This window comes from Kitasatospora sp. NPDC036934 (assembly GCF_055608425.1).
Genome location: NZ_JBVJQR010000002.1, coordinates 76,755 through 96,814, shown reverse-complemented (window position 1 = coordinate 96,814; position 20,060 = coordinate 76,755). Strand labels below are relative to the sequence as shown.

General features: G+C 71.4%; 19 protein-coding genes. 11 read left to right on the top strand and 8 right to left on the bottom strand.

From position 1 onward, the window contains the following. Positions 1-29: 29 nt before the first annotated feature. Positions 30-587 carry a tRNA adenosine deaminase-associated protein gene (locus ACZ7BZ_RS03200; protein WP_470356885.1) on the bottom strand — a complete coding sequence of 186 codons (558 nt, stop codon included), beginning with the start codon at positions 585-587 and terminating at the stop codon, positions 30-32. A gap of 271 nt (positions 588-858) precedes the next feature. Then, on the bottom strand, positions 859-1,095 hold the full coding sequence (locus tag ACZ7BZ_RS03195; protein ID WP_470356884.1) for a hypothetical protein: 237 nt from the start codon (positions 1,093-1,095) through the stop codon (positions 859-861). Between the two features lie 162 nt (positions 1,096-1,257). Here ACZ7BZ_RS03195 and upp point away from each other — a divergent pair, with 162 nt between their 5' ends. Next, positions 1,258-1,893 carry a uracil phosphoribosyltransferase gene (gene upp, locus ACZ7BZ_RS03190; protein WP_270145916.1) on the top strand — a complete coding sequence of 212 codons (636 nt, stop codon included), beginning with the start codon at positions 1,258-1,260 and terminating at the stop codon, positions 1,891-1,893. An 82-nt stretch (positions 1,894-1,975) separates the two neighbouring features. On the opposite strand, the gene ACZ7BZ_RS03185 is transcribed toward upp, so the two are convergent. Continuing rightward, the gene (locus ACZ7BZ_RS03185) at positions 1,976-2,647 is read right to left on the bottom strand and encodes a LytR C-terminal domain-containing protein (RefSeq protein ID WP_470357165.1); all 672 of its coding nucleotides are present in this window, start codon (positions 2,645-2,647) and stop codon (positions 1,976-1,978) included. Positions 2,648-2,899: 252 nt separating this feature from the next. After that, positions 2,900-3,196, bottom strand: a complete 297-nt coding sequence (locus tag ACZ7BZ_RS03180) for a type II toxin-antitoxin system VapB family antitoxin (RefSeq protein ID WP_030273186.1) — start codon at positions 3,194-3,196, stop codon at positions 2,900-2,902. 182 nt (positions 3,197-3,378) lie between these two features. Here ACZ7BZ_RS03180 and ACZ7BZ_RS03175 point away from each other — a divergent pair, with 182 nt between their 5' ends. Then, positions 3,379-4,956: a helicase HerA-like domain-containing protein gene (locus tag ACZ7BZ_RS03175; protein WP_470356883.1), complete on the top strand. Its 1,578-nt coding sequence runs from the start codon at positions 3,379-3,381 to the stop codon at positions 4,954-4,956. 49 nt (positions 4,957-5,005) lie between these two features. Here the strand turns inward: ACZ7BZ_RS03175 and ACZ7BZ_RS03170 are convergent, their stop codons facing one another. Together ACZ7BZ_RS03170 and ACZ7BZ_RS03165 are read right to left on the bottom strand one after the other, a co-directional pair. Next, positions 5,006-6,172, bottom strand: coding sequence for a hypothetical protein (locus ACZ7BZ_RS03170; RefSeq protein ID WP_470356882.1), 1,167 nt, complete (start codon positions 6,170-6,172; stop codon positions 5,006-5,008). An 86-nt stretch (positions 6,173-6,258) separates the two neighbouring features. Further along, on the bottom strand, positions 6,259-6,942 hold the full coding sequence (locus ACZ7BZ_RS03165; RefSeq protein WP_470356881.1) for a rhomboid family intramembrane serine protease: 684 nt from the start codon (positions 6,940-6,942) through the stop codon (positions 6,259-6,261). Positions 6,943-7,025: 83 nt separating this feature from the next. On the opposite strand from ACZ7BZ_RS03165, the gene ACZ7BZ_RS03160 reads away from it, so the two are divergent. Continuing rightward, positions 7,026-7,544 (top strand): YbhB/YbcL family Raf kinase inhibitor-like protein, encoded by a 519-nt coding sequence (locus tag ACZ7BZ_RS03160; protein ID WP_380461020.1) that lies wholly within the window; start codon positions 7,026-7,028, stop codon positions 7,542-7,544. Here the strand turns inward: ACZ7BZ_RS03160 and ACZ7BZ_RS03155 are convergent. Beyond that, positions 7,486-8,535, bottom strand: coding sequence for a helix-turn-helix transcriptional regulator (locus tag ACZ7BZ_RS03155; RefSeq protein ID WP_470356880.1), 1,050 nt, complete (start codon positions 8,533-8,535; stop codon positions 7,486-7,488). The genes ACZ7BZ_RS03160 and ACZ7BZ_RS03155 overlap by 59 nt on opposite strands. Positions 8,536-8,629: 94 nt before the next feature. Here ACZ7BZ_RS03155 and ACZ7BZ_RS03150 point away from each other — a divergent pair, with 94 nt between their 5' ends. Together ACZ7BZ_RS03150 and ACZ7BZ_RS03145 are read left to right on the top strand one after the other, a co-directional pair. Then, positions 8,630-10,120: an MFS transporter gene (locus ACZ7BZ_RS03150; protein ID WP_470356879.1), complete on the top strand. Its 1,491-nt coding sequence runs from the start codon at positions 8,630-8,632 to the stop codon at positions 10,118-10,120. A 71-nt stretch (positions 10,121-10,191) separates the two neighbouring features. Continuing rightward, complete coding sequence (locus ACZ7BZ_RS03145) at positions 10,192-10,413, top strand: KTSC domain-containing protein (protein WP_470356878.1); 222 nt, start codon at positions 10,192-10,194, stop codon at positions 10,411-10,413. A 54-nt stretch (positions 10,414-10,467) separates the two neighbouring features. Here the strand turns inward: ACZ7BZ_RS03145 and ACZ7BZ_RS03140 are convergent, their stop codons facing one another. Then, entirely contained in the window at positions 10,468-11,109 is a 642-nt protein-coding gene (locus ACZ7BZ_RS03140) for an HhH-GPD-type base excision DNA repair protein (RefSeq protein WP_470356877.1), read from the bottom strand. Between the two features lie 306 nt (positions 11,110-11,415). Here ACZ7BZ_RS03140 and ACZ7BZ_RS03135 point away from each other — a divergent pair, with 306 nt between their 5' ends. The 6 genes from ACZ7BZ_RS03135 to ACZ7BZ_RS03110 all read left to right on the top strand — a co-directional run bounded on the left by ACZ7BZ_RS03135 (position 11,416) and on the right by ACZ7BZ_RS03110 (position 20,015). After that, positions 11,416-11,763: a DoxX family protein gene (locus ACZ7BZ_RS03135; protein WP_188304833.1), complete on the top strand. Its 348-nt coding sequence runs from the start codon at positions 11,416-11,418 to the stop codon at positions 11,761-11,763. A 269-nt stretch (positions 11,764-12,032) separates the two neighbouring features. Then, positions 12,033-13,379 (top strand): helix-turn-helix domain-containing protein, encoded by a 1,347-nt coding sequence (locus tag ACZ7BZ_RS03130; protein WP_470356876.1) that lies wholly within the window; start codon positions 12,033-12,035, stop codon positions 13,377-13,379. Positions 13,380-13,446: 67 nt separating this feature from the next. Then, on the top strand, positions 13,447-14,226 hold the full coding sequence (locus ACZ7BZ_RS03125; protein WP_470356875.1) for a toll/interleukin-1 receptor domain-containing protein: 780 nt from the start codon (positions 13,447-13,449) through the stop codon (positions 14,224-14,226). Beyond that, positions 14,223-16,157: a hypothetical protein gene (locus ACZ7BZ_RS03120; RefSeq protein WP_470356874.1), complete on the top strand. Its 1,935-nt coding sequence runs from the start codon at positions 14,223-14,225 to the stop codon at positions 16,155-16,157. Before ACZ7BZ_RS03125 ends, ACZ7BZ_RS03120 begins: the two co-directional genes overlap by 4 nt. Beyond that, positions 16,154-17,392 carry a hypothetical protein gene (locus tag ACZ7BZ_RS03115; protein WP_470356873.1) on the top strand — a complete coding sequence of 413 codons (1,239 nt, stop codon included), beginning with the start codon at positions 16,154-16,156 and terminating at the stop codon, positions 17,390-17,392. The genes ACZ7BZ_RS03120 and ACZ7BZ_RS03115 overlap by 4 nt, the downstream gene beginning before the upstream one ends. Before the next feature lie 223 nt (positions 17,393-17,615). Continuing rightward, on the top strand, positions 17,616-20,015 hold the full coding sequence (locus tag ACZ7BZ_RS03110) for a terpene synthase family protein (protein ID WP_470356872.1): 2,400 nt from the start codon (positions 17,616-17,618) through the stop codon (positions 20,013-20,015). The last annotated feature ends 45 nt before the right edge of the window (positions 20,016-20,060 follow it).

The window sequence follows — 20,060 nt, the reverse complement described above, 5'->3', positions numbered from 1 at the left end:
GGTGGTGGACACCGGTGCGACCGGTGCCGCTACCGGACCGCCTCCAGGACCTCGCCGCAGCCCAGCGCCTCGGCGATCTCCTCCAGGGCGTCGCCCGGCACCGCGCCCTCGCCGCTGAGGCCGAGCAGCTCGTCGGCGGCCAGGCCGTACTCGGTGAGCAGGTGGGCGTCGCCGAGCGGGCCGACCGGGACGCCGCTGCGGGCGTCCGCGTCCTCGTCATCCTGCTCCGCGGCCTCGGACTCCTCGTCGAGCAGGTGGTCCAGGTCGCCGAACTCACTCTCGCCCGCCTGGTCGACCAGCTCGTCGGTGAGGACGGAGCCGTAGGAGCTGCGGGCGGCGGCGGCGCCGTCCGACACGAAGATCCGGGGGTCGTCCTCACCATCCACCCGGACGATGGCGAACCAGGAGTCCTCCTGTTCGATGAAGATCAGGACGCTGTCGTCGTCCTGCGCGGAGCCGCGGGCCAGATCCGCCAGATCGGCCAGGGTTTCGACGTCGTCGAGTTCCGTCTCGCTCACATCCCACCCGTCCTCGGTGCGAGCAAGCACTGCAGCGAAGTACGCCACCAGGGACACTCCCAAGATCATCGGTCTCGGCTGTCGGCGCGCTCGGGCAACGCGGAAATCTGGCCGCCCCCGCGCCAGAGGCGGTCCGCTTGTTCGGACCGTCCCATCGGAATCGTGACAGAAAGCCCGCCCTCGCGGGGGGTGTTCGGCAGCGCGTCTTTGCAGGTCGTGTCGGAAGGACCGGGCGGCGGCGGGCGGAACCCGGGCCGGGCCGTCCGGAGACGGTCGAATTTTGTTCCGAACGCCCGGTGGAGCGTCGGCCGGGCCGCGGCCGGGCCCGGGCGGGGCGGCGTCAGATCCGGAAGGTTCGCATCCGCATCGCTTCGCGCATCCGCCGCTCCTTGGTCCGGCGGGGTTGGACCCGCTCCCTCAGCTCGCGGGCCTCGGCGAGCTCGCGGAGGAAGACGGCCCGCCGCCTACGGCGCTCCGACTCGGTCTCCGGGGGCTCCTGCGGCGGGCCGGCGCGAAGGGCAGCCCCGCCGGCGAGGTCGTCCGCCGAGCCGTCCCCGGCCTTCGGGTTGCTCGTCATAAGACGTGACATTCCCCGATCGGCCGGGTTGATACCACAGGAGACGGTTCCGTCCGGACATTCCGCGCGCGTCACGGTGTGTCACGAAAAGGTGACCGCAGCCGGTGGGCGGCCTGGCACGGCGTGTCGTACAGGCGTCCAGGACCGGGCTAACCTCGGTACATGCGTCTCCACGTCGTCGACCACCCCCTGGTCGCCCACAAGCTCTCCACCCTGCGCGACGAGCGCACCGACTCGCCGACCTTCCGTCGCCTGACCGACGAGCTGGTGACCCTCCTCGCCTACGAGGCCACCCGGGACGTCCGCACCGACGAGGTGGAGATCACCACGCCCGTGGCGGTCACGCTCGGCACCCGGCTCAGCTACCCGCGCCCGCTGGTCGTCCCGATCCTGCGGGCCGGCCTCGGCATGCTGGACGGGATGACCCGGCTGCTGCCCACCGCAGAGGTCGGCTTCCTCGGCATGGTGCGCAACGAGGAGACCCTGGAGGCCTCCACGTACGCCACCCGGATGCCCGACGACCTCTCCGGCCGCCAGGTCTACGTGCTCGACCCGATGCTGGCCACCGGCGGCACCCTGGTCGCCGCGATCAGGATGCTGATCGAGCGCGGTGCCACCGACGTCACCGCCGTGGTGCTGCTGGCCGCACCCGAGGGCGTCGAGGTGATGCAGCGGGAGCTGGCCGGCCTGCCGGTCACCGTGGTCACCGCCGCGCTCGACGAGCGGCTGAACGAGAACGGCTACATCGTCCCCGGCCTGGGCGACGCGGGCGACCGGCTGTACGGCACGGCCGGCTGACCACCCTTCCGAAGAACGTCCGAGAGCCCCCGGCGCCGAGTCTGCCGGGGGCTCTCCTCTGTTGTCCTGCCGGGGTCACGCCCTAGCAGCTGCCGGTGGCGCTCGGGGTGGGGGAGGGCTTGGTGGCCAGGGCGAGGGCGGCGGCCGCCTGGGTCTCGTCCAGCAGGGCGTTGTAGCTGTCGCCGATCACGAAGTCCACGCTGGTGTCGGTGCGGGCGTCGGCGGTGACGGCGGCCCCGGCGATCTGGGAGCTCACCAGGGTGCCGGCGGCGGCGCCGGTCGGGCCGGCGATCACCTGGGCGGTGCCGGGCACCTTCTTGTCCAGCTCGGCGGGTGCGTTGCCGACCTTGCCGATGGTGAAGCCGCGCTTCTTGAGCTCGTCGGCGGTCCGCCCGGCCAGGCCGGCCTTGGTGGTGGCGTTGTAGACGTTCACCGTGACGGCGGAGGGCTGCGGGACGGCGTGCGGGTCGACCGGCGCGCCGGAGGCCGCGGGGGCGCCCGGGGTGGCGCCGGCGGTCGGGGCCGCCAGCGGCTTGCCGGACGGGGTGGCGCAGGCCTGGGCCGAGGCGTTCTTGTCCTTGCCGCGGAAGATGTCGTACAACTGCACGCCGCCGAGGCCGATCAGGGCCAGGGCGAGCAGGGCCGCGAGTGCGGCGATCACCTTGCGACTCTTCTTCGGGGGCCTGCCCAGCCGCGGGTAGGCGTTGCCGGTGACGCGGTACTGCTTCCCCTTGAGGCCTTGGGGAGTCAACATGCTCACGGGTCTGTCTCCCCCTCGTGCCAGGGCGGGGTCGGGATGACGGGTGGGCCGGGTAGGAGAGTCCCTCAGGTGCGGGCGGATCCCCTGGTCGCAGCCGTAGTCAGCAGCGTAGTGCCGGACAGCGGTGAAGGTACTAAACGATCATCATCTGGAGTACCCCGGTACCCGAAAGGAGGTATCCGGGTACGCGTGGACCGCCCTCCGCCGGGTGGCGAGGGGGCGGTCCTGGGAGTCGGGAGACGGCCGTCAGTCCATTTCGAGGACACGGGCGTGCAGCACCTGGCGCTGCTGCAGCGCGGCCCGTACGGCCCGGTGCAGCCCGTCCTCCAGGTAGAGGTCGCCGTGCCACTTCACCACGTGGGCGAAGAGGTCCCCGTAGAAGGTCGAGTCCTCGGCCAGCAGGGTTTCCAGGTCGAGTTGGCCCTTGGTGGTCACCAGCTGGTCGAGCCGCACCGGGCGTGGGGCGACGTCAGCCCACTGGCGGGTGCTCGTCCGGCCGTGATCCGGGTACGGCCGCCCATTGCCGATGCGCTTGAAGATCACACGGAAAGCCTACCGTTCGCACGGCGCGCGGCGCAGCAGCCGCGGCTCCGCCACGCGCACGGGTGCGAGCTGCGGGGGGTCGATTGCGGCTGTTTGATGGGAAATGTCGTGAACATCGCCCGGTTCCGGCCCGGGTTCAGGACCAGCTTCCGACCGCCGATCCCGCCCAGGAGCGTGCCCCGATGCCTTCCGCCACCACCCCGCCGACCGTCCGGGAGATCGCCGACGGGTACGCCTTCACCGGGCCCGCCCTCGACCTCGGCGCGGTGCTGCTGGACGGCACCGCGTACCCCGACGCGCAGGTGCGCATCCCGCTCGGGGTGCTCAACCGGCACGGGCTGGTCGCCGGGGCCACCGGCACCGGGAAGACCAAGACCCTCCAGTTGATCGCCGAACAGCTCTCCGCCCAGGGCGTGCCGGTGTTCCTCGCCGACATCAAGGGGGACGTCTCCGGCATCGCCGCGCCCGGGGCGCCGAGCGACCGCACCACCGCCCGGGCCGCCGAGGTCGGGCAGGAGTGGACGCCCCGGGGCTGCCCGGCCGAGTTCTACTCACTCGGCGGGCAGGGCACGGGCATCCCGATCCGGGCCACCGTCACCAGCTTCGGCCCGCTGCTGCTCGCCAAGGTGCTGGACCTGAACGAGACCCAGGAGTCCTCGCTCAGCCTGGTGTTCCACTACGCCGACCGCCAGGGCCTGGAGCTCTACGACCTCAAGGACCTCACCGCCGTCATCGGCCACCTCACCTCGCCCGAGGGCAAGGAGGAACTGCGCACCATCGGCGGGCTCTCCGCGGCCACCGCCGGGGTGATCCTGCGGGCGCTCACCGTGCTGGAGAACGAGGGCGCCGGGGCGTTCTTCGGTGAGCCCGAGTTCGACACCGCCGAACTGCTGCGCAGCACGCCGGACGGGCAGGGCGTGGTCTCGGTGCTGGAACTGCCCGCCGTCCAGGACCGGCCGCGGCTGTTCTCCACCTTCCTGATGTGGCTGCTCGCCGACCTCTACCAGGAGCTGCCGGAGGTCGGCGACCTGGACCGGCCCAAGCTGGTGTTCTTCTTCGACGAGGCGCACCTGCTGTTCAAGGGCGGCTCCAAGGCCTTCCTGGAGGCGATCACCCAGACCGTGCGGCTGATCCGCTCCAAGGGCATCGGCATCTTCTTCGTCACCCAGACGCCCAAGGACGTCCCGGCCGAGGTGCTCGCCCAGCTGGGCAACCGGGTGCAGCACGCGCTGCGCGCCTTCACCCCGGACGACGCCAAGGCGCTCAAGGCCACCGTCTCGACCTTCCCGCGCTCCTCCTACGACCTCGGCACCGTGCTCACCTCACTGGGGACCGGCGAGGCCGTGGTGACGGTGCTCTCCGAGAAGGGCGCGCCGACCCCGGTCGCGGCCACCAGGCTGCGGGCGCCGCGGTCGCTGATGGCGCCGGTCGAGGAGGGGGCGCTGCGGGCGGCGGTGGACGCCTCGCCGCTGACGGCGCGCTACCGGGAGGCGATCGACCGGGAGTCCGCGTACGAGAAGCTGGCGGCCCGGGCACCCCGGCCGGAGGCGGCGCCGGTAGAACCGCCGGTGCCCGCGCCCGCGCCCGATCCCGCGTCGCGGGAGCGCGCGCCGGGGCGGGAGGAGCCGAAGGGGGCGGGCGGGCTGCTGGGCTCGCTGCTCAGCAACCCGACCGTGAAGTCCTTCGCCCGCTCGGCCGGGAAGCAGCTCGGGCAGGAGATCTCGCGCAGCCTGTTCGGGACGTCCAAGCGGCGCCGGTGAGTCTCCGGCCGGCGGGTTCTCAACCGGTGGATTGTCGGCGGGTGGGTCCTCAGGCCCCGAGGGCGGTGCCGATCCGGTCGAGCGAGGACAGTCGCATCAGGCCGTAGTGGTAGAACTCGACTTCGGGGACGCCGAGTTCGCGCAAGGTGGCGATCTTGGCGGCGAGGTTCTCCGGGCCGTCGCAGTCCGAGGCCATCGGACGCAGGATCACCGCCATCCGCTCCGGGCGGACGCCGTGCAGGGCGAAGGCGGCCACCTTCTCCCGGACTTCGCGCGCGGTCGTGGCGTAGCCCAGGGTCTCGATCTGGTCGGTGGACCGTGCCAGGGCGGGCAGGTCGATGCCGGACAGCCAGCCCTTGCCGGGGCCGTCGCCGTCCATGAAGCTCAGTCGCATGCCGTGGCGGCGGGCCTGCTCGGTGAGGTCGGCGGCAAGTGCGGTGACGGTGGCGGCGGAGGCGTCCACGTAGGCGGCGAAGGCGCCGTCGGCGAGGGTACTCAGGTCGGCCGGCTCGGCGGCGGCGGTCTCGTCGGCCAGCCGGCGGCGCAGTTCGGTCCGTACCGCGTCGGCGACCCGCTCGGCCGGGACGCCGGCACGGGCGGCGGCGGCCCGGCAGTGCGGGCAGAAGCAGACGCCGAGCAGGGCCTCGGCGGTCGGGCCCAGCTGCTCGAAGTAGCGCTCGTGGTGGTAGCCGTGGCGCAGGCCGTGGAAGTGCAGGGACTCGGCGCGGATCGCGTCCACGCCGTACCGTGCGAGTTCCTCGACCAGGGCCAGCGCGTACTCGCGGACCTCCGGGTGGGCCGGGCAGAGCTCGGTGAGGTGGCGGTCGCCGAAGGCGTTCGCCGGGGCGCAGTCGGGGTGGGCGAAGCCGAGCCGGTCGTTGTGGCAGAAGACCGTCCAGGCGTGCAGCCGCAGGCCCCGGCGGTCGGCCTCGGCGGCGGCCTCGGCGAAGGGGTCGCGGTCGCCGATCGCGGTGGACGGCGCGGGCGCTAGCCGGCGGCCCTGCCAGCGGGCCCGGTCCGGGCGGAAGTAGGCGGCGCCCGGCTCCAGGTAGCGGATCACCCGGCGGGGGTTGTGCGGGAAGACGTCGCGGGCCTCGTGGTAGACGGCGGCCAGGGTGACGCCGCCGACGCCGGCCCGGTCGGTGAGGTTGCCGAAGAAGGTGTCGGCGCCCTCGTCGAGGAGGTCGGTGGCGAAGGCGAGGACGGACGACTCCACGGTGCGGCTCCGGAGCTGGGGGCAGGTGCGTCGGTCACGCTAGCCGCAGGGGTGGGAATGGTCTATACCTGGCCGCTGCGGACGGGCTACAGGCCCAGGTCGTCGAGCTCCTTGAGCAGGGCGGCGTTGGGGCCCGCGGGGGCGTCGGCAGCGGCCTTGGAGGGCGCGGGGGTGGGCGCGTCGGCGGGCTTCGGCCGCACCCGCTCGCGCAGCAGGACGGCGGCGGCCAGTCCGCCGATCAGTCCGCCGAGGTGGCCCAGCCAGCTGACGCCGTGGGCGATCGGCAGCACGCCGATCAGGACGGTCCAGTAGACCGCCGCGACGCCGAGGCCGACGACCGCGTCCAGCAGGTTGCGGTCGAGGACCCCGCGCAGCACCACGTAACCGAGGTAGCCGTAGATCATGCCGCTCGCTCCGGCCGTCACGGTGTTCGGGCTCTCCAGCAGCCAGACCAGGAGCCCGCCGGAGACCGCGATCACCAGGCTGGCCAGCAGGAACTTCCGCATGCCCCGGTAAGCGGCCAGGAAGCCGAGCACGAACAGCGGCCAGGAGTTGTCCACGATGTGGCCCCAACTGAAGTGCAGGAAGGGCATGGTGAACATTTCGGGGAGGTCGCCGACCTGCTCCGTGCGCAGGCCGAACTCCTTGGAGAGGCCGTAGTCGTCCAGCCAGTTCAGCACCTGCACGGACCATATGACGGCCTGGATCCCGAGCATGGTGAACAGCGCGCGGCGGGAATCCGAGAACAGCTGGGCGAGTTTCGAGGCCATGACGTCGACTGTAGGGGCGGCCGGATCGGACGTGCACCCCATTACAGTGACCCGTGTCATCCCGACCGTGAGAGGTGCACCCCATGAGTGTTCGTCCGCCGCTGCCGTACGAGTTCCTGCCGCAGGTGCCGTCCTTCCCGCTGAGCAGTCAGGACTTCACCGAAGGCGGCACGCTGGGCCGGGAGTTCATCCACGCGGGTGGCAACCTCTCGCCCCAGCTGGCCTGGTCGGGCCTGCCGGAGGGCACCCGGAGCATCGCCGTCACCTGCTACGACCCGGACGCGCCGACCGGCTCCGGCTGGTGGCACTGGCTCGCCCTCAATCTGCCCGCCGACACCGTCGAACTGCCGCGCGGCGCCGGCTCGTCGGACGACACCCTGCCCGGCGCGGCCTCCTTCCACGGGCGCACCGACTTCCCCGGCAACAAGTACGACGGCGCCGCCCCGCCGCCCGGCGCCCCGCACCGGTACGTGTTCGCGGTGCACGCGCTGGACGTCGAGAAGCTCGACGTCACCGCCGACACCCCGGCGGCCCAGGTCGGTTTCAACCTGACCTTCCACACCCTGGGCCGGGCGCTGCTGACCGGCGAGTACGGGGTCTGATCCCCTCCGGACGCTCGGCGAGGGCCTGACTCCCGCTTTCCGCGGCGTGGGCGGCCCTCGCCGCGATCGTGCGCAGGTGGGCGCGGAGCTCCGGGGGTTCGTGGACCTCGAAGTCGCAGTCCAGCATGAGGAGTCCGGCGGCCATCCACTTCAGGGAGTCGGCACGGGCGCGCAGCCGGCAGCTGTGGTCGTCGATGGGTTCGATCTCGTAGTCGCCGGTCCAGGGCATCCAGCCGTCGACCTCGGCGGCGGGGCGGTGGACGGTGGCCACCATGGAACGGGTCGGGGAGCGGCGCAGCCGGTTGGCCACGAAGGTGGCGGCGTCCTCGGCGGGGAGCGGGCGCGGGGTGAAGCGGGCGCCGGTGGCGAACGGGTCGGTGATCCGGTCGACCCGGAAGAGCCGCCAGTCGTCCCGGTCCAGGTCGTAGCCGATCAGGTACCAGCGGCGGCCGGTGGAGACCAGGCGCTCGGGCTCGACGTTGCGCCGGGTCTCGGCGCCGTCGCGGGCCCGGTAGCCGAAGCGCAGGCGCTCGTGGTTGGTGACGGCGCCGGCCAGCAGGGTCAGGGCCTCCGGGTCGACGGTCGGACCGTCCCCGGTGAGCAGCGGCACGGTGGCGGTGTTGAGGGTGCCGACCCGGTGCCGCAGGCGGCCGGGCAGCACCTGGAGCAGTTTGCCGAGGGCCCGTACCGAGGCCTCCTCGATGCCGACCACGGCGTGCCCGGCGGCCGCCCGCAGGCCGACCGCGATGGCCACCGCCTCTTCGTCGTCCAGCAGCAGCGGCGGCATCGCGGTGCCCGCGACCAGCCGGTAGCCGCCGTCCGCGCCCATGCTGGCCTGCACCGGGTAGCCGAGTTCGCGCAGCCGGTCGATGTCGCGGCGGATGGTGCGGGGGCTGACGCCTAGCCGCTCGGCGAGTTCGCTGCCGGGCCACTCGCGCGGGGTCTGCAGCAGGGACAGCAGGTTGAGCAGCCGGGCCGGGGTGTCGGTCATGCCGTCCAGCATGCCGGACGAACTGGGACAGCTTCTGACCTACATGGCTCGTATCGTCCCGAGAGTGGACAAGCGGACGAACGAGGAGACCGGAATGACTACGGCGGGAGCCGACCGGCGGAGGTGGATCGCGCTGGCGATCGTGATGGTCGCCTCCTTCATGGACCTGGTGGACGTGACCATCGTCAACATCGCCATCCCCAGCATCCAGCAGGACACCGGCGCCTCCTTCAGCGCCATCCAGTGGGTCACCGGCGGCTACGCGCTGGCCTTCGCGGTCGGGCTGATCACCGGCGGGCGGCTGGGCGACATCCACGGCCGCAAGCGGCTGTTCCTGATCGGGATCGGCGGCTTCACGATCGCCTCGGCGCTGTGCGGGCTGGCCTCCGGCCCGGAGATGCTGGTCGCCATGCGGATCCTGCAGGGCCTGACGGCGGCCCTCATGGTGCCGCAGGTGCTGTCGATCATCCACGCGACCTTCCCGGCGGAGGAGCGCGGCAAGGTGTTCGGGATGTTCGGCGCGGTGGTCGGACTGGGCGCGGTGTCCGGTCCCATGATCGGTGCGCTGCTCACCGAGTGGAACCTGCTCGGCCTCGAATGGCGGCCGATCTTCCTGATCAACCTGCCCGTCGGCATCGCCGGACTGCTCCTCGGCCGCCGCTTCATCGACGAGTCCAAGGCAGAGCACGCGCTCAAGCTCGACCTGGTCGGCGTGCTCCTGGCCAGCCTCGGCCTGCTGATGCTGATCTACCCGCTGACCCACGGCCGGGAGGCCGGCTGGCCGCTCTGGGGGTACCTGCTGATGGCCGGCAGCCTCCCGGTGTTCCTGCTGTTCGTGGCGTACGAGAAGGCCAAGACGCGGCGGGACGGCTCCCCGCTGGTCGAACTGTCGCTGTTCCGGGTGAAGAGCTTCGCCGCCGGGATCTGCGTGCAGCTGGCCTTCGGCGTCGCACTCGGCATCTTCTTCCTGGTCTGGACCCTCTACATGCAGGTCGGCCTCGGCTGGAGCCCGCTCAAGGCCGGCACCACCGGCATCCCGTTCTCGCTCGCCGTCTCCACGGCGGCCGGGCTCTCGGTGCAGAAACTGGTGCCGCGGTTCGGGCGCAAGGTGCTCCAGGCCGGCGCGCTGGTGATGGCGGCGGGCGTGCTCACCTACATCTGGGAGGCGAACCGGTACGGGACGTCCATCGCGCCCTGGCAGATGGCGCTGCCGCTGGTCGTCATGGGCCTCGGGATGGGGCTGATCGTCGCGCCGATCACCGACGCCGTGCTGTCCGAGGTGCCGCGCCGGCACGCCGGTTCGGCCTCCGGGCTGATCAACACCGTGCAGCAGATCGGCAATGCGCTCGGGCTCGGGCTGGTGTCGGTCGCCTTCTTCGGGGCGATGGACGACGTGGTCGCGCCGGACGCGCTCGGGACGGCCTTCGGCGGGGCGTTCGTGCACGCGATGTGGTGGGTCGCGGGGGTGCTGCTGGCGGTCTTCCTGCTGATGTTCGCGCTGCCGCGCAAGCGCGGGGTGGCGGTCGAGGACGGCGCCCCGGAGGCTCTGGGACAGACGGAGGAGCAGGAGCCCGTGCTGGTCTGAGCCGTGCCGCCCGGTTCGTGGGCCCCGGTCGCGCTGCGCGACCGGGGCCCACGCCGCACACTGGGAGGGTCATGGACCGTACGGCGGTGGGCTCCTCGGTGCTGCGCTCGGTCGGGTACGACCCGCGGGCGCGGGTGCTGGAGCTGGAGTTCACCGGCGGGCGGGTGTACCGGTACGCGGACGTACCGGCCCGGGTGCACCGGGAGTTGCTCGCGGCGGAGAGCCACGGGCGGTACTTCCTCCGTGCGGTGCGCGGGCGGTACGCCTACGCGGTGGTGCCGGGCCGCCGGTAGTCGCTGCCGTCCGGCCGCTGCCGTCCGGCCCCCGTCGGCGTGCCGGCGGTGGGGTCAACGGGCGCCGGTGAGGCCCGCGGTGGTGGTGCGGGTGGTGGTGCGGGGCTTGGCGGCGGCCTTGGCCTCCTTCGCCGCTTGCTTCATCTCCTGCTTGAACTCCCTTACCAGGGTGAGGGATTCAGGGCCGGTGATGTCGGCGACCGAGCGGTGCGCGCCCTCCTCGCCGTACGCGCCGGCCGCCTCGCGCCAGCCCTCCGGGCGCACCCCGTACTGCTTGCCGAGCAGCGCCAGGAAGATCTGCGACTTCTGCTTGCCGAAGCCGGGAAGGGCGTTGAGGCGGCTGAGCAGTTCCTTGCCGGTGCGGGCGTCCTTCCACAACGCGGCGGCATCGCCCTCGTACTGGGCGACGAGGAACTGGCACAGCTGCTGCACCCGTTTGGCCATCGCCGCCGGGTAGCGGTGGACGGCCGGCTTCGCGGAGAGCAGGGCGACGAACTCCTCCGGGTTGTAGGTGGCGATCTCGTGGGCGTCGAGGTCCTTGCGGCCGAGGCGTTGGGCGATGGTCAGCGGGCCGGTGAACGCCCATTCCATCGGCACTTGCTGGTCGAGCAGCATGCCGACGAGCGCGGCGAGCGCGCTCCGTCCGAGCAGTTCGTCGGCCTCGGGCTGCTGGGCGAGCCGGACGGTGACGTTCATGGGTGTGCCCTCCTCGGAGTTGACGTCGGGTTGGCGCCCAGTCTGGATGACGCGGCGTGGACGGACACCGTCAACACGCCCGTAGCTGGGGAAGTCTTGGTGTTCCAACCCTTGCGAGAGCTGCTTTGTTCGTTGGCGGAGCGGTTGTTGGGGGCTTTCCGGAGGTGTCGCGGAAACATTTTTGTCCGCGGCTGTCACATCCGTCGCGTGCGCCGGGTCAGTGCTGTGTCCGACCGGATCAGACCGGCTCGGACCGGATCGGATCGACCGGATCGACCCGACCAGCCATCGAACGGGGAGTCTCCAATGTCCGTCGCCCACATCGTCGTCACCGTCCTCGGCGCCCTCATGGTCGGCTTCTCCGCGTACTCCGTCTTCGCCGGCGCCGACTACGTCGTCGGTCCCCTCGCCGAGTACGGCGTCCCGCGTGCCTGGTGGACCTGGCTCGGCGTCGCCAAGGCCGCCGGCGCCCTCGGCCTGCTGGCCGGCCTCGCCGTCCCGGCCATCGGCTACGCGGCCGCCGTCGGCATCATCCTCTACTTCCTCGGCGCCGTGATCACCGTGGCCCGCGCCCGCGCCTACGCCCACATCCCCTTCCCGCTGATCTACCTGGCCCCGGCCGCCGCCTCCCTCGCCCTGGGTCTCGCGGCCTGACCCGGGCCGCAGCGCCACCGGGGCGGACCACCGACGGGTGGTCCGCCCCGTCGGCGTTGCGGGGTGAAGTTCGTTCGAGTGCATGGACATATCGCCAACTCGTTTTATTCGCATGGCCATTCGAGCCAAAAAGAGGAAACGGGAAACCCACCGAACCCCGTTTCACCGGCTCGGTCGCATGCCAATATTCAGGCGGAAGCGAGGGGTGACCGCTTCCGGCCCACGACGCAGCAGACGCATGGGCGATCGGTTCCAGAGCGGGGGTTGGCATGAGCGCGTCCAGAAAGTCGTTCGGCGAGTTCGGCCCGGAACTCCGCCGCCGGCGGATCGCCGCCGGGCTCACCCTCACCCGGCTCGCCGAACTGCTCAGTTACAGCAAGGGCCACCTCAGCAAGATCGAACGAGGGCAGAAGGCACCACCGCCCGAACTCGCCCGACGCTGCGACGTCCAGCTGGTGGCCGGGGGCGAACTGGAACGGCTCATCGAGCCCACGGAACCGCGCCGGCGGCGCGGGACTCCCATCGGCGCGGACGAGCAGGGCCGGGAGCCGCTCGTCCGCGTCGACCGCGACGGCATCCGCTGGTCCGGCGGGCTCGGACGGCGACAACTGCTCGCCGCGGGAGCCACCACCCTGCTCGGCGGTGGCCTCTCGGCCGGCGGTCCGACACCGGCCGCACCGCCGGTCGCACCGCCAGTCGTTATCCCGGAGGGCCCGGCGGCCGTCCTGGGGGCCACCCCGGTCGAGGTCTTCCTGGCCCAGTTCGACCAGATGCGGCAGCTCGGCCAGACCACCGACCCCGGCGTGCTCCTGCCGTTGCTCACCGTCCAGACCCACACCCTGCGCGAACTCGCCGTCCACGCGGACGCGACGAACCGCGGCCGACTTCTGGTGCTCGCCGCCAGGTACGCCGAGTACGCGGGCTGGATGGCCCAGGAAGCCGGCGACGACCCTTCGGCCCTGTGGTGGACCGCCCAGGCCGTAGAACTCGCCCAAGCCGGAGGCGAAGCCGACCTGGCCTCGTACGCGCTGGTCAGGCGGGCTCTGGTCACCTTCTACGCGGGTGACGCGGCCCAGACCGTCCAACTGGTGCAACCCGCCCAGGGCGGAGACCTGCCACCACGGATCCGCGGCCTCGCCGCCCAGCGAGAAGCCCAGGGCCACGCCCTCGCCGGGGACCGCGACGCCTGCCTGCGCAGCCTCGACCGTGCCCGGGAGCTGCTGGCCCTCGCCGGTGCCGAGGACCGCGGCGGGCCCGTCCTCGGCACCACCAGCCTGGCCGACCCGGCCGCCGTCGTGAGCGGCTGGTGCCTCCATGACCTCGGCCGTCCCCGGGAGGCCGCCGAGGCGCTCGACCGCGAGTGCCCGAAGATCCCGACGCACGCAGTCCGCAGCCGCGCCCGGTACGGCCTCCGGCGTGCACTCGCCCACGCGGGCGCGGGCGAACCGGAACACGCCTGCGAACTCGCCGCGGAACTCCTGCCGAGCGTCCCCGCACTTCACTCGGCCACCATCCGCTCCGACGTCCAGCGGCTCGCCCGCGAACTGCACCGCTTCCGGGCCGCCCGCCCCGTACAGGAGCTCCAGCCCCTGCTCGCCAGGGCACTGCACCCCTGACCGGACCGGGAACCCGGCCGCGGCTCGAACCCCACCGAACCCTCACTCACCGGAGAGGTGATCCGCCATGCCTGAAATCTTCGTCAACTACCGCACCAACGACGAGGACAGCACCGCCACCCTGATCGAGCGCGAGCTCTCCCGGCGCTTCGGCACCGAACGGGTGTTCCGAGCCAGCAAGTCGATCAAGGCCGGCGGGCGCTTCCCACAGGAGCTGCTGACCGCCGTCCGCCGCTGTGGTGTGCTGATCGCCGTCATCGGTCCGCACTGGGCCGACGCCCGGACGGCAGACGGGCAGCGCGCGCTCGACGACCCGGCGGACTGGACCCGACGGGAGATCGTCGAAGCCTTCGAGACCGGTGCCCTGGTCATCCCGGTACTCGTCGGCCGAGCGACTCGGCTCGACCGGCACGGCCTCCCGCCGGCGATCGCCGAACTGGCCGACTGCCAGTACCGCCGCTTCGACAACCGCGACGCGGACTCCGGCCTGCGGCGCCTCGGCGACGACCTCGCCGAGGCGATGCCCCAACTCGCGGCGGCGGAGCGAAAGATGGCGAGGGAAGGCGGTGTCACTGAGACCCACAACGAGATCGACCGGGTGAACGGCAGCGTGGTTCAGGCCCGGGACTACCGGCACGACCAGAGCGGAGGCATCGGCAACGTGGGACGGGACGTCGGGACGTTCATCAACAACGCCAGCGGTCACGTGAACACCGGCAGCGGGTCGCAGAACATCACCGTTCGGAACGGCGGGGTGGAGTTCCACGGCGACGGCAGCAACTACGTGGAACGCGGGACGGTGAACAACAACTTCGGCGAACGGAGCGACCGCGAGGAGCGGCGGTGACCGACATCCGGAACGAAGCCCGGGTCGGAGCGGCAAGCGGGTACGTCAACACCGGCAGCGGCGACCAGATCATCATCGCTGTCGCCGAAACCGGCTGGGGGCGAAGGCCGAAGTCGGACCCTCGGTCGGTGGCCCTCGAGCAGCGGCTGGAGCTCAGTGCGCGGTTCGTCCCGCCACCGGGATTCGGACAGCTGCAGGACGGCCTCGCCGAACCGGGTCGGGTGGCGTTGGTAACGGGGCCGCCCGGCAGCGGGCGTCGTACGGCCGCCGTGATGGCGCTGCACAGAGTTGCGGGCAGGGACCGGGAGGTGAGCGAGATCCCGTTCTCCGACAAGCCGGAGGACCGTCCCGACCTGGCCAAGGGCGACTTTTGGCTGCTCGACCTGTCGTCGATCGCACCGGACTCCCGGTCGGAGGCCTGGCAGTTGCTCAACGAGTTGTGGGGTCGGGCCCAGAGCTTGAAAGTCCGGCTTGCGGCGGTACTTCCTGCGGCGATCGACGATCTGGACCTGTCCCAGTTCCATCCGATCATGAAGGATGTCGGCCGGCCCCGCGCGATGGCGGTGCTGCGCAGCCATCTCGATGCCGAGGGCGTGCCGTACGACCCCCTGGAACTCCGGCGGTTCAAGCACACCGACGAGCTTGCCGTGATGGCGATGCGGGAGATCCAGAGGCTTGCGCGGCTAACCGGGAAGGCGCGCGGGGCGGGTGGCGGAGAAGGAGCGCTCGGCTGGCTGCACAGCGCGTTCACCGCCATGAGCGAGCGGGGCGGCCAGGTGGCAAAGAAGGTGGCGGAACTCGGCTCAGGGCGGAAGAGGGCGCTGCTCCTGGCCACCGCCATGCTTGAAGGGGCCCGCCCCGAGGCGCTGTCCCGCCAGGCCGAGGCGCTACTCAAGCGGGTCGGGCACACCCCTGATGAGAAGCCGGACTTCGAGCGGGCCGACTTGGCCGAGCGGCTGAAGGAAGTGTCGGCGAAGGTGGGTGACGACGGACGCATCTGTTTCGAGGAGCTGTCGTACGGCGCAGCGGTCAGGTCACACTTCTGGACTTACTTTCCCGAGTTCAGGGGGCAGTTCAGTGCCTGGGTGGCAGAGGTGGTTCAGTCCCAGAGTGGGTACCTCGGCCCGCAGGATCGGACTGGGTTCCTCCGCCGCTTCACCGAGCAGAGCCTGCGTACCGGGGAGATCGACGTGCTGCAGCGACTCGCCGGCAAATGGGCGGCGGAGCCGACCTTGGGGAACGAGGCGCAGACGATCCTCGAACAGGGCGTCATGCACGAGCAGCACGGATCGGCGTTTCGTGGGTGGATCTACGACCAGGCCACCAAGGGAGACGTGGGCCCCGCCACGGCGCGGGTCCTCGTCCGGGTCTGCTCGGAAGTGATGGCTTCGAGCCACCCTGAGCAGGCGCTGGTTCGACTGCATCACCTGGCACGACGGGCTTTGGAGGCCCGACGTCCACTCCTTGAACTGACCCTGTCGGAGCCTCGGTTGTATCTGAAGCTGCTCGGCCGGGTCTGCGAAGGCATGGAGAAACAGGAGCCCCGGCCGGAGGACGCCGAGATCTTCCTCGCGTTGGTGGAGTCGCCTCCCACATGGGTGCCGCGGCCGGAGGTGGTGCGCGGCTGGCGAAGCGTGCCGGTGGTGGCGACGCAGGAGGTATGGGCCAGCGGTGTCAGAGCATGGCTGTCGGCTGCACGGCGGGAGCGGGACGGGGGCGAGCGGTTGATGGCGATGCTCATCGACGCCTCCGAGGGTGGGGTCGGATTGCTCAGCCGCTACTACCTGTTGGCGCTCAACTGGGCGGCCGAGTCGGACGAGTCGCCGGGGTTGCCGAGCCGGGCCGATGTCGCGGAGCGCTTCTGCCAGGAGATCGACCGCAAGCAGGGGATCGAGCCCCTGGTAGGGATGGCCGAGGGGAGCGAGTTGTGAAAGGCACCGGAAAGCTTCCGATGGTGGGGCTGGCCCTTGCCGCAGGGGTGGCGACTGTGGTGCTCGGAGTGTCGGCGCGGTGGCCGATCTGGCTCTGGGCGGTGCCGGCCCTGGTCGCCGTAGTCCTGGCCGTTCTGCTGGCGTCGGCGCGGGCACCGAGCCCGTACGGGCTAGCGGAGCCGGAGCCCGATCCGGAACCGCTCCCGGAGTCGCAGTCGCAGCCGGAACCGGAGGACCTCCCCTGGAAGGAGACGAGGGTCGTCGATGTGCCGTTGCCGAGCGGAGCACCGGACTACGACTTCCTCTTCTCGGCGACTGTGTGGTGGCGCCATCTCCCGAACACGACCGGATTGGTTCACGCCGATCCCGCCAGTCTCGCGGTCGGAACGGTCCTGGCTCGCGCGCAGGAGGTAACCGCGCGAGAAGACCCTGGGCGGCCCGATCTGGTGATGCACCGGCTGAACGGTTGGCTGGGGACTCAGAGCTGCGACTCATCGGGGCTGGTGGAAGCCATGGGTGGGCGAGTCGAGCTCAGGCTTTCGGAGGACGACCGGGCCAGGTTGGGCAAGCTCTCGGAGGTGCGCAAGACCGAGGTGGTCTGGGAACACGAGCGGCGGTACGAACAGAACAGGAGGGCCTACCTCGGTGACGACGTCCTGAGCTCGCCCGGAAGTGCGGTCGTCTGGTGGTTGGCCAGGCATGACGACAAGATCAGGGAAGCCGTCGACATGATCGGTCCGCTTGCGCAGCTCGCGGCGGCGGCCAACGACGAGGCGGTGGACAGCCTGTACGAGCACCTGACTCCGAGGCCGAAGCCACAAGGGGTACCGTTCCTGGACGACGTTGCACCCAGGCGGCGGCGGGCCGACGACAAGGGCGACGACGAGGACGACGAGGACCCCACGGGCTCGGCTGGGCCCGAAGGGCCCGGTGGGCCGCACGGTCCGAGGACGGGGCCGCCAGTGGTCGGGCCGCTGAACCAACTGCTGGACGACGTCGATCTGGAACAGAGGTCTCCCGAGCGGGAGGTTTACGCACACCGGGTGGCGAAGCTCACCGATGCGATCGGGCGGCCGGATCAGGCCAGGCTGATTCGCGAGAGCCTGCGGGCGGCTCCGGAGGTCGCGCTTGGCGGACAGCCGAACGCGAGTGGGGCAGGCGCACGCTTCACCAAGTCCGACGAGTTGCTGAACGGATTCGCCGCGGACGGGAGGCCTCCCGCTATGGAGGGCTAGATGGTGCCTGGGACGCGTCCGGGCCTACGCCCGTACCCCCTTCGGCGCTGTTGCGGGATGAAGTCTGCTTCTCAGTAGGTGGGTTGGTGGTGGGTGCCCGGGTTCGGACGGGGGTTCGGGTGGGTGGGTTCATCTCATATGACTGTTGGTGTTGTGGGGGTGCGGGGGGATGGAGGCGCGTCATTCTGGTCACAAACGACGCGTCCAGAAAGGCCTGCTCGCCGTGACCCAGCCGTTCGAACTGCCGTCCTTCTACGTGCCGCACCCGGCGCGGCTCAATCCGCATCTGGAGGAGGCGCGGGCCCATTCCTCGGGCTGGGCGCGGGAGATGGGGATGTTGGAGGGGTCGGGGATCTGGGACCAGGCCGATCTGGACGCGCATGACTACGGGCTGCTCTGCGCCTACACCCACCCCGACGCCTCGGCCGAGGTGCTGTCGCTGGTCACCGACTGGTACGTGTGGGTGTTCTTCTTCGACGACCACTTCCTGGACATGTACAAGCGCACCAACGACCGGGTGGCCGGCAAGGCGCACCTGGACCGGCTGCGGCTGTTCATGCCCGCCGATCCGGCGACGCCGGTGCCCGAGCCGGAGAACCCGGTCGAGGCCGGGCTGGCCGACCTGTGGCGGCGGACGGTGCCGGCGATGGGGGAGGACTGGCGGATCCGGTTCGCGGAGAGCACCCGGAACCTGCTGGACGAGTCGCTGTGGGAGCTCGCCAACATCGACGCCGGCCGGGTCGCCAATCCGGTGGAGTACATCGAGATGCGGCGCAAGGTCGGCGGCGCGCCGTGGTCCGCGCAGCTGGTGGAGTTCGCGGCCGGGGCCGAGGTGCCGAGGGAGGTGTCCGGTTCGCGGGCGCTGCGGGTGCTGATGGACGCCTTCTCCGATGCCGTGCACCTGCGCAACGACATCTTCTCGTACCAGCGCGAGGTCGAGGACGAGGGCGAACTGAGCAACGGAATCCTGGTGTTGGAGCGTTTCCTGGAGTGCTCCACCCAGGAGGCCGCCGAGTCGGTCAACGACCTGCTCACCTCGCGGCTGCAGCAGTTCGAGAACACCGTGTTCACCGAACTGCCGGTGCTGTTCGAGGAGACCGGGCTCGATCCGGCGGGCCGGGCCCGGGTGATGGCGTACGTGAAGGGGCTGCAGGACTGGCAGTCCGGCGGGCACGAGTGGCACATGCGGTCCAGCCGGTACATGAACGGCGGTGGTGCGGCGGCGGGTTCGGCCGGTGCGGTGCCGCCGGGGACGGGCGGTGCCGGGCTGACCGGGCACTCGGGACTCCCGGGGATGCCGGGACTTCCGGGCCCGTCCGGGGCCGGCAACTGGTGGGACCGGTACGCGATCGGCGGGATCGGGACCTCGGCGCTGGACATCCTGCGCAAGGGTGCTGAGACCGCCGGGGCGCCGGCCGTACGGCGGGCGCGTGCCCACGGGCACGTGCCGTTCCAGTCCGTCGGGCCGTCCCAACTGCCGGAGTTCCGCCTGCCGTTCGCACTCACCCTGAGCCCGCACCTGGACGGCGCGCGGGAGCGGGTGGTCGAGTGGGCCGAGCGGGTGGGGCTGTTGGACGCTCACCCCGACGTGCCCGGATCCGGTCTCTGGGACGCCGAGTCGATGCGCGACTACGACCTCGCGCTCTGTGCGGCCGGCCTCCATCCGGACGCCACCGCCGAGCAACTCGACATCGCCTCGGCCTGGTTGGCCTGGGGCACCTGGGCCGACGACTACTACCCGGTGGTCTTCGGCCGCACCCGCGACCTCGCCGGCGCCAAGGCCGCCAACGCGCGGCTGTCACTGTTCATGCCGCTGGACGGCACCCCCGCACCCGAGTCCGCCCACCCGCTGGAGCGCTCCCTCGCCGACATCTGGGAGCGCACCGCCGGCCCGATGACCGTCGAGGCCCGGGGCCGGCTGCGGGAGGCGATCGAGGTGATGACGGCGAGCTGGATCTGGGAGCTCGCCAACCAGATCCAGAACCGCGTCCCGGACCCGGTGGACTACCTGGAGATGCGCCGCTCCACCTTCGGCTCCGAGCTCACCACGCTGCTCGCCCGCCTCGGCCACGGCCGGACGGTACCGGAGGAGGTCTACCGGCACGGCTCGATGCGCGCGCTGGAGAACGCGGCGATGGACTACGGCTGCATGATCAACGACCTGATCTCGTACCAGAAGGAGGTCGAGTACGAGGGTGAGCTGCACAACATCGTGCTGGTGGTGCAGAACTTCTTCGACTGCGACTACCCGTCGGCGGTCCGGATCGTCGACGACCTGATGCACTCGCGGCTGGAGCAGTTCCAGCACGTCGCGGAGAAGGAACTCCCGGTGCTGTACGAGGACTTCGGGCTGACCGCGGAGGCCCGGGGGCTGCTCGGCGGGTACGTGGTGGAGCTGGAGAACTGGCTCGCCGGCGTGCTGAACTGGCACCGGGAGTGCCGCCGGTACCGTACGGCGGACCTGGAGCGGCACTTCGGCGCCGAACGGGACCTCGCGGGCGCGGTCCGGGCCCGGGCCTCGGCGGTGGTCGAGGCGGCCGGAGCCGCCGTGCCGATCGGTCCGACCGGCCTGGGCACCAGCTCGCTGCGCCCGCCGTGGGCCGGCGCCGTACCGGCGAACTGACCGGGCGCCCCTCGGCCCCCGAAGCCCCTCCGGTCCCCGGCGCAC

Excerpts from the sequence above, each read along its gene's own strand:
- upp (WP_270145916.1), top strand. The coding sequence starts at position 1,258 with ATGCGTCTCCACGTCGTCGACCACCCCCTGGTCGCCCACAAGCTCTCC.
- ACZ7BZ_RS03160 (WP_380461020.1), top strand. The coding sequence starts at position 7,026 with ATGAGTGTTCGTCCGCCGCTGCCGTACGAGTTCCTGCCGCAGGTGCCG.
- ACZ7BZ_RS03195 (WP_470356884.1), bottom strand. The coding sequence starts at position 1,095 with ATGACGAGCAACCCGAAGGCCGGGGACGGCTCGGCGGACGACCTCGCC.
- ACZ7BZ_RS03155 (WP_470356880.1), bottom strand. The coding sequence starts at position 8,535 with ATGACCGACACCCCGGCCCGGCTGCTCAACCTGCTGTCCCTGCTGCAG.
- ACZ7BZ_RS03200 (WP_470356885.1), bottom strand. The coding sequence starts at position 587 with ATGATCTTGGGAGTGTCCCTGGTGGCGTACTTCGCTGCAGTGCTTGCT.
- ACZ7BZ_RS03140 (WP_470356877.1), bottom strand. The coding sequence starts at position 11,109 with ATGAACGTCACCGTCCGGCTCGCCCAGCAGCCCGAGGCCGACGAACTG.
- ACZ7BZ_RS03150 (WP_470356879.1), top strand. The coding sequence starts at position 8,630 with ATGACTACGGCGGGAGCCGACCGGCGGAGGTGGATCGCGCTGGCGATC.
- ACZ7BZ_RS03135 (WP_188304833.1), top strand. The coding sequence starts at position 11,416 with ATGTCCGTCGCCCACATCGTCGTCACCGTCCTCGGCGCCCTCATGGTC.
- ACZ7BZ_RS03145 (WP_470356878.1), top strand. The coding sequence starts at position 10,192 with ATGGACCGTACGGCGGTGGGCTCCTCGGTGCTGCGCTCGGTCGGGTAC.
- ACZ7BZ_RS03130 (WP_470356876.1), top strand. The coding sequence starts at position 12,033 with ATGAGCGCGTCCAGAAAGTCGTTCGGCGAGTTCGGCCCGGAACTCCGC.
- ACZ7BZ_RS03165 (WP_470356881.1), bottom strand. The coding sequence starts at position 6,942 with ATGGCCTCGAAACTCGCCCAGCTGTTCTCGGATTCCCGCCGCGCGCTG.
- ACZ7BZ_RS03185 (WP_470357165.1), bottom strand. The coding sequence starts at position 2,647 with ATGTTGACTCCCCAAGGCCTCAAGGGGAAGCAGTACCGCGTCACCGGC.
- ACZ7BZ_RS03175 (WP_470356883.1), top strand. The coding sequence starts at position 3,379 with ATGCCTTCCGCCACCACCCCGCCGACCGTCCGGGAGATCGCCGACGGG.
- ACZ7BZ_RS03125 (WP_470356875.1), top strand. The coding sequence starts at position 13,447 with ATGCCTGAAATCTTCGTCAACTACCGCACCAACGACGAGGACAGCACC.